Here is a 12,904-nt window from a genome sequence, read left to right as displayed (position 1 = left end):
CATGGCAGACCCCCAACTCATCGTGCAGCGGGACGGGCCGATCGGCTGGCTGATCTTCAGCAATGTCGCCAAGCACAACGCCATGACGTTCGAGATGTGGCGCGGCGTTCCCGAGGTGATCGCTGGCCTCGCGGAGGATCCGGAGATCCGCATCCTCGCGCTGAAGGGCGCGGGCGAGAAGGCGTTCGTATCCGGCGCCGACATCTCCGAGTTCGAGACCAAGCGCGGCTCCAGCGAGGCCCAGATGGCCTACAACGCCGCCGCGGACGCGGCGACCGCGATCATCCAGACCTGCTCCAAGCCCACCCTCGCCATGGTGCGCGGCTACTGCATCGGCGGCGGCCTGGCCCTCGCGCTGGCCTGCGACCTGCGCTTCGCCGCGGAGGGCACGCGCTTCGCTATCCCCGCGGCCAGGCTCGGCCTGGGCTACCGCTACGCCGGCATGCGCCGCCTCGTCGACGTGGTCGGCCCCTCGCGCGCCAAGGACATCTTCTACTCGGCACGCCAGTTCGACACCGCCGAGGCGCTGAGCATGGGGCTGATCAACCGGATTGTTCCCAAGGACGCGCTGGAGGAGGAGGTCCGAGCCTACGGGACCCGCGTCGCCGCCAATGCGCCGCTGACCATCGCGGCCGCCAAGCTCGCCATCGACGCGGCCACCACCGAGCCCGGCCCGGACGCCCTCGCCGCCATCGACCGCGCGATCAAGGCCTGCTTCGCCAGCGAGGATTACCGGGAGGGCCCGATCGCCTTCCGCGAGAAGCGGCCGCCGAACTTCAAGGGCCGCTGAGCGCCCTGCCCCTGAACCGGCCCCCCATTCATCACGCCGCGCGAAACCGGGAGACGTCCATGCCCTCCGCCCATGCGTTGAGCCGCTTCACGGTGCTGGACCTCACCCGCGTGCGCTCGGGCCCGACGGCCGTGCGCCAGCTCGCCGACTGGGGCGCCGACGTCATCAAGATCGAGCCCCCCGGGGGCGACCGGATCGGCGGCAACCGCGACGGCTCCGACTTCCAGAACCTGCATCGCAACAAGCGCAGCCTCACCCTCGACCTGAAGCAGCCCGAGGGCGTCGCCGTGCTGAAGCGGCTCGCGCGCTCGGCCGACGTGCTCGTCGAGAACTTCCGGCCGGACGTGAAGGACCGCCTCGGCATCGGTTACGCGGCGCTGGCCGCCGAGAATCCCCGGCTCGTCTACGCCAGCATCTCCGGCTACGGGCAGGACGGCCCCTACCGCATGCGTCCCGGGCTCGATCAGATCGCGCAGGGGATGGGCGGGCTGATGTCGATCACCGGCGAGGCCGGCGGGGGGCCGGTGCGGGCCGGCATCGCGGTCGCCGATTCGAGCGCCGGCCTGTACTGCGCCCTCGGCATCCTGACCGCGCTCCTGGAGCGGGAGCAATCGGGCCAGGGGCAGTGGGTGCAGACCTCGCTCCTGCAGGCGCAGATCGCCCTGCTCGACTTCCAGGCGGCGCGCTGGACCATGGACCACGAAATCCCGCCGCAGATCGGCAACCACCATCCGACCGCGAGCCCGATGGGCGCGTTCCCGACCGCCGACGGGCACGTCAACATCGCGCCGATCGGCGAGGCCATGTGGCGGCGCCTGTGCGCGGTGCTGGGCCATCCCGAATGGGCCGAGGACCCGCGCTTCGCCGATCAGCCGGCGCGCGGCCGCAACCGCCACGACCTCGCCGACGCAATCGCCGCTGTGACCCGGACCCGGAACGCCGCCCACTGGGTCGAGGCCCTGAACGACGCCGAGATCGCCTGCGGTCCGGTCTACACGATGGATCAGGTCTTTGCCGATCCGCAGGTGCAGCATCTCGGCATGGCCGAGACGGTGGAGCACCCGCGCCTCGGGCGCATCGATCTGGTCGCCCAGCCGATCCGGATGTCCCGCTCGGACGGGCACGTGCGGACGGCGGCGCCCAATCTCGGCGCGCAGAGCGAGGCGATCCTGCACGCCTTCGGCTTCGACGCGCAGGCGGTCACGGCGCTGCGGGAGAAACGCGTGATCTGAAGGCGCGCCAGCCCGGCCCCGAGGCCGGGCGGCCACGAGGGAGGACCTCATGACGGATCGGATGCCGGATCGGAGACGCCCATGGACCGCTTGAGCCTCGCCGCGGTCCCGGACCGCGCCACCCCGGCCGCGCGGGCGGCCTCGAGCACCCGGGTTTTCTGGATCACCTGGGCGGGCTGGATGCTCGATGGCTTCGACTCGGCCATCTATATCTTCGTGCTGGTCCCGGCGGTGTCGGAGCTCCTCGCGGCCGGGGGCATCGAGCCTGCGCGCGGCACGATCGCGCTCTACGGCGGCTATTTCTTCTCGATCTTCATGCTGGGCTGGGCGTGCTCGATGTTCTGGGGCTGGCTCGCCGACCGGATCGGGCGCGTGAAGGTGATGTGCCTGACGATCCTGGTCTACTCGATCTTCACCGGGCTCTGCGGCCTCGCGGGCGGGCTCGCCTCCTTCGCGGTGTTCCGGTTCTGCGCGGGGTTCGGCGTCGGCGGCGAATGGGCGGCCGGCACGCCGCTGCTCCACGAATCGGTGAGCGAGCACCAGCGCGTGCGGCTCGCGGGCTGGCTCCACACCGCGACCCCGACAGGCCTGCTGCTGGGCGCGGCCGCCTCCTTCCTCGCCCCGGTGATCGGCTGGCGGGGCATGTTCTTCCTGGGCGTGCTACCCGCCCTCCTCGTGGTGGCGATCCGCGCCACCGTCCAGGAGCCGCCCCGGGCGCGGCAGGCGCGGACCGCGCGCGGGACCGATGCGCCGAGCCTTGCCGACATGTTCGTGGGCCCGCAGGCCCGCACCACCTGGGCGGCCGGGCTGATGATGTCGTGCATCATCCTGGGCCTGTGGTCCTCGACCTACTGGGCGCCGACCCTGGTGATCAGCAAGCTCGTGGCGACCGGATCGACGCCGGCCGCCGCGCAGAAGGTGGCGGCGATCAGCGGCATCATCACCAACATCGGGACGCTGATCGGCTGCCTCGCGATGCCGTTCATCGCAACGTGGTTCGGCAGCCGCCGCAGGACGGCCACGGCCTTCTTCCTCGGCGCCTTCACCATCAACCTCGTCGCCTATCTCGGCGCCGCCGTCTGGTTCGATAGCGTGACGCTGTTCATCGCGTTGCTTCCGCTCGTCGGCTTCTTCACCAACGCGGTGTTCGCGCTTTACACCATCTGGCTGCCCGAGCTGTTCCCGACGCGCCGCCGGGCGTTCGGATCCGGCTTCGCCTTCAGCTTCGGGCGCCTGCTGGGCGCACTGGGTCCGACGATCGTGGGCGGCCTCGTGGTGGTGACGGGATCTTATCCGGAGGCCCTGGCGATCATCTCGCTGATCTACCTCCTCGGCCTGCCGACAATCTGGCTGGCTCCCGAGACCGCGAACAAGGAGCTTCCAGCCTGAGCCGCCCGAGAGTGAAACGCCCGCGCCGGAGCGGATGCTTCTACGCGATGCGCGTAACCCGGCGGCCGGCTCAGGTCGCCTCCTTCCACGACAAGCAAGCGGACAAGAACAGATCGCACTGAGCGCGGCCGCGTCCGCCTTCAGACGAACCGCGTGTCGGAACGGCCGGCATCAGCGCGAGGGGGCCGAACGTGCGTGGCCGGAAGCGGCGGGTCCGCTTCGGAGGCGGCTTGCCGGCCGGGCGAACAGTCCTGGATCGACCCAAGGCGGTCACTCAGCTCGTTCTGACGATGGCCCGTCTGCAAACACGATTGGGCCGGCGCCCAGTATATGCGCCTGCCGGTACCCACGCGGGGTCATGTCGGGCCTAGGAGTGCGGACGAAACGGGGAGCCGACGACCTCGGCCTCCCTGAGATCGGTGATAACCACGACAGCGGTCCGATACGCAATCGGCAGTTTCGCGGGGTGAGCACCGTTCAATTATGAACTTACACTCATCGCCGATATATTCATTGCGAATTATTCCAATCAAATTAGATTTAGATCTATACACGCTTGTATGTTTTGCCGATTCAGCGATCATTAATTATGTCTTGTCAGATCGCAATAAATTTGCGTAGTGCAAACTCGTGGATAACAAATTTTGATGCAACATAGGTCCCGCATGATGTGATACATATATAGTATAGGCATCCGAATCAGATCGATCTTGCGCAGCGAATTTGGATTTCCGCAGGATACGGCATCTGTCGGGAAAGCCACAGCTAGGATCGACCGGGCTGTCCGGTCGGCATGACGTGCGGGTGGATCGATCATGATGTTTGCCGTGCCCGCCGTACTGATGCAGCTGACGCTGACGACGCCCGTCTCGGACCGGGTGCCGACGTTCGACGTTCGAGGCAGCTGCCAGGCGGCGACGAAGCAGATGACCCTCGATGCCGGTCGACAGAAGCTCTGCCTTCAGGACGAGGCGTCGGCGCGTGCGGAGGTCGCCAAGCGCTGGTCCAGCTATCCTGCCGGTGACCGAACACGCTGTGCCGCCGAAGCACAGCTCGATGGCCTGCCGAGCTATGTCGACCTGCTCGAGTGCTTGACCCTTGCCCGGGAAGCCAAGGCCGAGGACGGTCAGTGACCGCGGCAGCACCAAGACCGAACGCCTCCCCGTGACGATCTCAGGTTGAGTGCCGACCGTGCCGATCGTTTTGCAGCTTCCCCGATCCGTCCATCTTCTCGCCTTGGCGACGATCGCCGGACTCGCTGCCGGGTGTCGCGACGCAAATCAATACGTGCCGCCGCCGCCGCCCAGCGTCTCGGTTGCGCAGCCGGCCCTGCGCACGGTGACGCGCTACTTCGAACTCACGGGCAACACCAAGGCGTACGCGGCCGTCGAACTTGAGGCGCGCGTCCAGGGCTTCCTGGAGGCGATCACCTACAAGGACGGCGCCGTGGTGAAGAAGGGCACGCCGCTCTTCTCCATCCAGCGCAACACCTACGAGGCGCAGCTCAAGCAGGCGCAGGGCGCCCTGGCGGCACAGCAGGCCGCCCTGCTGAATGCCCAGTCCGAGTATCAGCGCCAGTCTACGCTGGGGCGGCAGGAATTCGCCTCGCAGGCGCGCGTCGAGGACGCGAAGACCAAGCAGGACCAAGCCAGCGCCGCCGTGATGGAGGCGCAGGCCAATCTCGACATCGCCACCATCAATCTCGGCTACACGCAGGTCTCCGCGCCCTTCGACGGCGTGGTCACCAATCACCTCGCGGATGTCGGGGCGCTCGTCGGCATCAGCGGACCGACCAAGCTGGCGCAGCTCGTGCGCATCGATCCGCTCTACGTCTACTTCAACGTCAGCGAGCAGCAGGTACTGCTGGTCAAGGAGCATCTGCTCGCGACCCACCGGACGCTGGGCGACCTGTCCAAGATCCCCGTGGAGATCGGCCTGCAGACCGAGACCGGGTATCCACATGCCGGCAAGCTCGACTACCTCGCGCCGCAGGTCGATCCGTCCACCGGCACGCTGATGGCCCGGGCGCTCATCGAGAACGGCGACCACGCGCTCCTCCCGGGCCTGTTCGTGCGGGTCCGGATCCCGGTCGGGCGCCAGGACAAGGCCCTGCTCGTCCGCGGCGACGCCATCGGGACGAACCAGCAGGGCAGCTACGTGCTCACGGTCGGCGCCGACGACGTCGTCACCCAGCGGGTGGTGACGCTCGGGCCCCGGGACGGGCGCTACCGGGTGATCGAGACGGGGCTCGCGCCCGGCGACTGGGTCGTCACGGAGGGCATCCAGCGGGCGATCCCCGGCGCCAAGGTCGCCCCCCAGAAGGTGGTGGTGGCCGAGGCTTCGTCCGAGCCGCCGCCCCAGCGGTGAGACCTCGGCCGCGGGACACGGCCGCGCCGACGCGGCCGAGGGTCCGATCCTCCCCGTGCCCGGGGGTCGGCCTCCGCCAAACCGTGGCCCGCCGATGCGGTGGGACGCCCCTGAGACGCTGGCACCGAGGGCCTACGGCATGATCTCGCGCTTCTTCATCGAGCGGCCGGTCCTGGCCAACGTGCTGGCCCTGGTCATGGTGCTGATCGGCGCGGTGTCGCTGCTCAACCTGCCGGTGTCCCAGTATCCTAACGTCGTGCCGCCGACGGTCCAAGTCACCACCCGCTATCCGGGCGCGAGCGCGCGCACGGTGGTCGACACGGTGGCGCTGCCGATTGAGCAGCAGGTCAACGGCGTCGAGGGCATGCTCTACATGCAGTCGACCAGCGCGAGCGACGGCACCTACACGCTCACGGTCACCTTCGCCATCGGGACGGACGGCGACCAGGCCCAGGTGCTGGTGCAGAACCGCGTCGCGATCGCGATGTCGTCGCTGCCGCAGGCGGTCCAGGTCCAGGGGGTCACGACCCAGAAGAAGTCCACCGCGGTCCTGCAATTCGTGACGCTGTCGGCCAGCGACGGGAAATTCGACAGCCTGTTCCTGTCGAATTACGGCGTCATCAACGTGCAGAACGAGCTGGCCCGGCTGCCCGGCGTCGGCAACGTCACGGTCTTCGGCGCCGGCCAGTACGCGATGCGGATCTGGCTGGATCCCGACCTGGTGCAGGCCCGGGGCCTCACCCCCGACGCCATCATCAACATCGTGCAGCAGCAGAGCCAGGAGGTCACCGCGGGCGCCGTGGGGATGCCGCCGGTCCCGGCCGGCCAGGACTTCCAGTACACACTCAACGTCAACGGACGGCTCAACAACGCCCCGGATTTCGAGAACATCGTCATCAAGGCGGACGCGCAGGATGGCGGCCGCATCACCCGCCTGCGCGACGTCGGCCGCGTCGAGCTCGGCGCGCAGACCTACAGCCAGTCGTTCACGCTGAACGGGCAGCCCGCCGCCGGCATCGGCATCTACCAGCTGCCCGAGGCGAACGCGCTGACGGTGGCGAACGCGGTCCGCACCCGGATGGCCGAGCTCGCGAAGACCTTCCCGTCGGGCCTCGTCTACGCCATCCCGTTCGACACGACGGAGTTCGTGCAGGCCTCGATCCACGAGGTCTACAGGACGCTGTTCGAGGCGGCCGTGCTGGTCCTCATCGTCATCCTGGTCTTCGTCCAGGACTGGCGCGCCATGCTGGTGCCGGCGACGACGGTGCCGGTGACGATCATCGGCGCCTTCGCCGCCATGGCGGCGATGGGCTTCAGCGTGAACCTCTCGACGCTGTTCGCCATCGTGCTGGCCATCGGCATCGTGGTGGACGACGCCATCGTGATCGTCGAGGGGGTGTCCCACCACATCGACGAGGGACTGTCGCCCCGGGCGGCGGCCGAGAAGGCGATGGAGGAGCTGTTCGGCCCGATCATCGGCATCACCCTGGTGCTCATGTCGGTGTTCGTGCCGGCCGCGTTCCTCCCCGGCCTGACCGGGCAGCTCTACAAGCAGTTCGCCCTGGTGATCGCCGCCACCGCGCTGATCAGCGCGGTCAACGCCGCCACCCTGAAGCCGACCCAGTGCGCCCTGTGGCTGCGCAAACCGGTGCCACCGGAGAAGCGGAACGTGTTCTACCGCGGCTTCAACCGCGTCTACGGCGTTTTGGAGAACTGGTACGCCCGGCTGATCGCCACCATGGTCCGGCGCAGCGGCCTCATGGTCGCCGTCGCGCTCCTGCTGATCGGGCTCGCCGGCTGGGGGCTGACCCGCCTGCCCACCGCCTTCCTGCCCACCGAGGATCAGGGCTACGTCCTGATCGGCGCCCAGTTGCCGGACGGGGCCTCGAAGGAGCGCACCGACGCGGTGATGCAGCGGATCAGCGCCCAGGCGAAGGCGACGCCGGGCGTCGACAACGTTCTGTCGATCAGCGGGATCTCGGTCCTCGACTCCAACGCCACCCTGCCCAATGCCGGGGTCGCCTACGTGGTTCTCAAGAACTGGGACGCTCGGGCCAAGGAGAAGGGCCAGGATCTGCGCAGCCTCTACGAGCGCTTCAACGCGATGCTGGAGGGCGTCGAGGACGCCGCCACCTTCGTGCTGATCCCGCCGCCGATCCAGGGCATCGGCAACGCCAGCGGCTTCACCATGCAGATCGAGCTGCGCAACGGCGACTTCGACTACCCGCTGCTGGAGAGCCTCGCCCGGACGGTCGTCGCCGACGGAAACTCGCAATCCGGGCTGCGGAAGCTCAACACCTCGTTCCGGGCGGGCGTGCCGCAGATCGCGATCGCCGTGGACCGGGTGAAGGCCGAGGCGCTCGGCGTGACGGTCGGGCAGGTCTTCTCGACGCTCTCGAGCTACGTCGGGTCGTCCTACGTTACGCAGTTCAACAAGTTCGGCCGAACCTTCCAGGTCTACGTGCAGGCCGCGCCCGATTACCGGCTCCGCGCCGAGGACGTCGAGAACCTGAAGGTGCGCGCCGGCAACGGCGTGATGGTGCCGCTCGGCACCGTCGTGGAGATCAAGACGGTGCAGGGCCCGTCCCTGATCAGCCTGTACAACCTCTACCCGACCGCCACGATCGTCGGCGGGGCGGCGCCGGGCTTCAGCTCCGGGCAGGCGCTGGACCTGATGCAGCAGATCGCCGCCAAGGTGCTCCCGCCGGGCACGGGCTACGACTGGACGGCGATGTCGTACCAGGAGAAGGCGGTCGGCGCGCAGATCTACCTCGTGTTCGCGCTGGCCATCCTCCTCGTCTACCTGGTCCTGGCCGGCCAGTACGAGAGCTGGATCCTGCCGCTGGCGGTCCTGCTCGGCGTGCCGCTGGCGCTGCTCGGCACGGTCGGGGCGCTGCTGCTCCTCGGCGTCGCCAACAACCTCTACACGCAGATCGGCCTGATCCTGCTGATCGCGCTGGCGAGCAAGAACGCCATCCTGATTGTCGAGGTCGCCCGCGAGAAGCGGCAGGCCGGCCTCGACATCACGGCCGCCGCCGTCGAGGCGGCGCGGCTGCGCTTCCGCCCGATCCTGATGACCTCGTTCGCCTTCATCCTCGGCGTGCTGCCCCTCGTGACCGCCGCTGGTGCCGGCGCCGCGGCGCGCAAGTCGATCGGCATCACGGTGTTCAGCGGCATGCTCGCCTCGACCTGCCTGGCGGTGCTTTTCGTGCCGTCCTTCTACGTGATCCTGCAGCGCATCGAGGAGCGCCGCGCGCGCAGGGGGCAGCCCGGGCCCGTCGCGTCTACACCCCCGGCCGGGACAACCGCCGAGACCGGACGGGCGTGAGCCGGAGCTTGGGCGCGTGAGCGGCCCCGTATCGCCAAGACTCGCGACCGGCGCGGCGGCCAGCGCGCGCCGCCGCCTCCTCCGACACGCACGGCGCGGGGGCCGCGACCGGACCTCCTCCGACACGCACGGCGCGGGGGCCGCGACCGGACCTCCTTCGATAGGCCGCCCGATCTCCCCAAGTTGACGGCCTGGCATCGCCCATCCTATTAGATATAGCATCAGCTATAAAGATGGGTCAGGGCTATGCGGCACACTGGCGCTTCGGGTCGCCTGTCGGCCTCGGGATCGGTCCTGTGCGGGCTCGCCGCGACGCTCGGACTGGCCGCGGCACCAGCGCTGGGCCAGTCCCTGCCAACCGCGGCGGAGAACCTGACGTCGGGCGACCTCGACAGCGAGCATCTGTTCGGCTTCACCGAGGGCAGCGACCTCGGCGTTCCCGGGGAGATGGAGCTGGAATGGGAGACGAGCGGGCGCCTCGGCAGGCGCGTCGCCCGCTTCCTCACCGTCGACAGCTCCCTGGCCTTGAAGGTGCCGCTGACCCACGATGTCCGCCTGGCCCCGGGCGTCACCTTCAACGCCTACGACATCGGCGCGCCCGGCACCCCGGCCCGGACCACGGGCGGCTTCAACGGCGGCTTCCTCGAGACCCGGGTGCGCCTGATGGATCGCCGGACGGCCCCCTTCGGCCTGACCCTCAACCTCGTGCCCGGCTACGGCACCGTCGACGGCGGGTCGGGCGTGCCGGCGCGCAGCTTCGGCACCGAGATCGGCCTGCTGGCGGACCGCGAGATCATCCCCGGCAAGCTGATCGCCGCCGTCAATGTCGGCTTCGCGCTCTCGACGACGCGGCTGACCGTGATGGACGCGCCCGTGCGCGGATCGGGGATCGAGGTGGCGGGGGCGCTGGCCTATTGCGTCCGGCCCGGCCTCTTCCTCGGCGGCGAGGCTCGGTACGCCCGGACCTACGACGGTCTGGTGTTCGACCGGTTCGCGGGCGAGGCCGTGTATCTCGGACCGACGGCCTACACGACCCTGTCAACTCAGGCCTGGGCCTCGTTCACGTGGAGCTTTCAGGCCGCCGGGCAGGCGATGGGCGAGCCCGGCCCGCTCGACCTGACGAGCTTCGACCGCCATCAGATGCGATTGCGCGTGGGGTACAGTTTCTAATCGCGACCCGGGCCCATGTCGGGCAACTGCAAATTTGCCCGCGCGCCTTGCGGAGGCGACACCATCCCCACGCCGCTGCCTGCGGTTTTCGCAAGACGGTCGACACTCCGGTCTTCGGGCACATCGAAGAAGAGACTGGCGGCGAGACGCGCAACCTCCTGAGATGTCCTAAAATCCATCATCTTACAACATCTCATTGGTACTTGATGCGTATCGTCTGCCTGTGACATCAACAAATAGATACCGATTATGCAAGACATCGTCCCATAGAGCGCAGATCGCATACTATTGGCACCAGACAATTTTCGCTGAGCTCATGGCTGATGATCGCTCTGGGTAGATTTGAGACTGTTCCTTTGGAGATGGCAGGGCCAGGAAGGCGGACACAGCCGCACCGCTTTTCGCTGCGCAAGCCTGTCAGCCGAAGAGCCGGTAAGTCGTGACGAGGCGCTCGTTCAAGCGATATGAAACGGGACATTCCGTCAAATTGATTCAATCAGCAGGGAGCGTTCGGTAGCCGGTCGCCGACGTCGAGAAAGTCATCGTGAACCGGCAACCACACTCCTTTGCCGCGCGGACACGCACGGTTGCGTCGTGAAGCTTGGCGATGGCAGCCACTAGGCTCAGGCCAAGTCCGTTGCCAGGGGTTTGGCGGGACATCTCGGCGCGGTAAAAGCGTCGGAAGACCTTATCGTGCTCGGTGACCGGTAGGCCCGGGCCGGTATCCTCCACAGCCACCTCGACGGCTTGGCTGGTGCAGGCGACCTCGACGCGCACGGCACCGCCAGGAGGGGTGAACTTCACGGCGTTGTCGATGAGGTTCGACAGGGCCTCGAAGCAGAGGTCTCGATCCCCCTGAACGGCGTGCCGCCCCTCCCTGACCGCAAGCACGAGGCGGACGCCTTTCTCCTCGGCTTCGGGCTCGAAGAAATCGACCGCCGTGGCGGCCAACTCGGCGAGATCGACCGGGGCGAAGGCAATCCTGCGGCCCTCCTCCATCGCGCCGATCCGCAGCACGGCGGTGACCATGGCGAGCGTCTGGTCGATCCAGGCGAGGCCTTGGTCGATCGCCTCATGAAACTCCGCGACCGTCCTGGCCTGCGCCCGGCTGCGCTCCAGCCGGGCTCGCAAGCGGGTGAGCGGCGTGCGCAGGTCGTGGGCGACGGCATCGCCGACGCTGCGGACCTCGCCCATCAAGTGCTCGATCTCGTCGAGCATCCGGTTCACGTTCGCGGCGAGCCGGTCGAACTCGTCGCCCCGGCTCCCGACCGGCAAGCGCTTGCCGAGGTTGCCGCGCGTCACCTCGGCGAGCGCCGCCTCGGTCGCGGCGAGCCGCCTGCGGCCCCGGCGGGCGAGGACAATCCCGCCAATCCCGGAGAGCGCCAGCATCGGCACGAGGCCGAGGCCCAACGCCCGCAGGGTCGTAGCCCGGACCTTGTCGATGTCGTCGGTGTCGTGGGCAATCACCACCGTGCCGCCGCCGGGCAGCGCCAGGGCCGCCGCCCAGATCTCGTCGGCAAGGCTGCGGCCCCCGACCTCCACCGTGGCGTTCACGCGGTAGGCGTCGCCGTCTTGAGGCAGGCCCGCCGGCACCCTGTCGAGGTTGCCGGCGCGGCGCGTCCCGTCGGGCCCGAACAGGCCACCGTAATGTCGCGCGTGCGGGTCCATGGCCGTCCAGGTCTCGACCCGCAAAGCCGTGGCGGCGGGGTCGGCGGCGGCGGCGCGGACTTCGAGCTGCAGAGTCTCGGCGAGTTCCTCCCGCAGGTAGGACGCCGTCTGCCAGTAGATGAAGGCGAACATCGTCAGCGCGAGAAGCACCGACCACAGGGCAATCCCCAGCGCCCAGCGCAGGGTGGTCGAGCTCCAGAAATCAGTCATCGGGGGTGAGGGTGAAGCCGACGCCGCGGACGTTCTGGATCAGCGGCGCCTCCCCCGCCGCCTCCAGCTTCCGGCGGAGGCGGCCGAGATGGACGTCGATGAGGTTCGATTTCGGCGTGAACCGGTAGTTCCAGACCTCCTCGAACAGCATCGCCCGGGTGACGATCCGGCCGGGCGAGCGCATCAGGTAGGCGAGCAGCTTGAGTTCGCGGGGTAGCAGGTCGAGGTCGCGGGCGCCGCGCCGACCGGTCCCGGCGATGAGGTCGACCTCCAGGCTTCCGACCCGCAGGAGCGTCTCCCGGCTGTCGACCGGGCGGCGAAGCAGAGCCTCGATCCGTGCGGCCAGCTCCCCGAGGGCGAAGGGCTTGGCGAGATAGTCGTCGCCGCCGGCCCGGAGGCCGCGGATGCGCTCGTCCACGTCACCCAGGGCACTGAGGACGAGGGCCGGGGTCCGGTCGCCGTCCCGGCGCAGATCCTGCAGCACGCCGAGCCCGTCCTGGCCCGGCAACATCCGGTCGAGGATGATCGCGTCCCAGCTGGCCTCCCGCGCTGCCTTCGCTCCATCCGGTCCGTTCGTCGCCCAGGCGACCTCGTGGCCGCGCCCGCGCAGGTCGTCGAGCACGTCCCCGGCCGTGTCTCCGTCATCCTCGATCAGCAGCAGCCTCGCCACGCCGCGCGTTCCTCCCCACCATCCCGTTGTGTCGCATGTCGGCCCGGCGGTCTGCGCGGGGAAACGATTGTGAACCCGAA

General features: G+C 68.7%; 9 protein-coding genes. 7 read left to right on the top strand and 2 right to left on the bottom strand.

Features of this window, described 5'->3' with window-relative positions:
• Position 1 precedes the first annotated feature (1 nt).
• The 7 genes from ACLBX9_RS06785 to ACLBX9_RS06755 all read left to right on the top strand — a co-directional run bounded on the left by ACLBX9_RS06785 (position 2) and on the right by ACLBX9_RS06755 (position 10,276).
• Complete coding sequence (locus ACLBX9_RS06785; RefSeq protein WP_447718367.1) at positions 2–790, top strand: enoyl-CoA hydratase; 789 nt, start codon at positions 2–4, stop codon at positions 788–790.
• A gap of 59 nt (positions 791–849) precedes the next feature.
• Entirely contained in the window at positions 850–2,022 is a 1,173-nt protein-coding gene (locus ACLBX9_RS06780; RefSeq protein ID WP_447718366.1) for a CaiB/BaiF CoA transferase family protein, read from the top strand.
• Between the two features lie 81 nt (positions 2,023–2,103).
• On the top strand, positions 2,104–3,411 hold the full coding sequence (locus ACLBX9_RS06775) for an MFS transporter (protein WP_447718365.1): 1,308 nt from the start codon (positions 2,104–2,106) through the stop codon (positions 3,409–3,411).
• A gap of 815 nt (positions 3,412–4,226) precedes the next feature.
• Complete coding sequence (locus ACLBX9_RS06770; protein ID WP_244625548.1) at positions 4,227–4,544, top strand: hypothetical protein; 318 nt, start codon at positions 4,227–4,229, stop codon at positions 4,542–4,544.
• A 64-nt stretch (positions 4,545–4,608) separates the two neighbouring features.
• Complete coding sequence (locus ACLBX9_RS06765; protein ID WP_447718405.1) at positions 4,609–5,778, top strand: efflux RND transporter periplasmic adaptor subunit; 1,170 nt, start codon at positions 4,609–4,611, stop codon at positions 5,776–5,778.
• Positions 5,779–5,917: 139 nt separating this feature from the next.
• Positions 5,918–9,106, top strand: a complete 3,189-nt coding sequence (locus ACLBX9_RS06760) for an efflux RND transporter permease subunit (RefSeq protein ID WP_447718404.1) — start codon at positions 5,918–5,920, stop codon at positions 9,104–9,106.
• 246 nt (positions 9,107–9,352) lie between these two features.
• Positions 9,353–10,276 (top strand): hypothetical protein, encoded by a 924-nt coding sequence (locus ACLBX9_RS06755; protein ID WP_447718364.1) that lies wholly within the window; start codon positions 9,353–9,355, stop codon positions 10,274–10,276.
• 492 nt (positions 10,277–10,768) lie between these two features.
• Here ACLBX9_RS06755 and ACLBX9_RS06750 read toward each other — a convergent pair whose 3' ends face one another.
• Positions 10,769–12,154: an ATP-binding protein gene (locus tag ACLBX9_RS06750; protein WP_447718363.1), complete on the bottom strand. Its 1,386-nt coding sequence runs from the start codon at positions 12,152–12,154 to the stop codon at positions 10,769–10,771.
• A complete protein-coding gene (locus ACLBX9_RS06745; protein ID WP_447718362.1) occupies positions 12,147–12,824 on the bottom strand; it encodes a response regulator transcription factor in 678 nt (225 codons plus the stop codon). Before ACLBX9_RS06745 ends, ACLBX9_RS06750 begins: the two co-directional genes overlap by 8 nt.
• Between the last annotated feature and the right edge of the window lie 80 nt (positions 12,825–12,904).

The sequence above is a fragment of the Methylobacterium sp. A49B genome (assembly GCF_053346215.1).
Note: the sequence above shows the minus strand (reverse complement) of the source record. Positions and strands in the feature narration are given on the sequence as shown.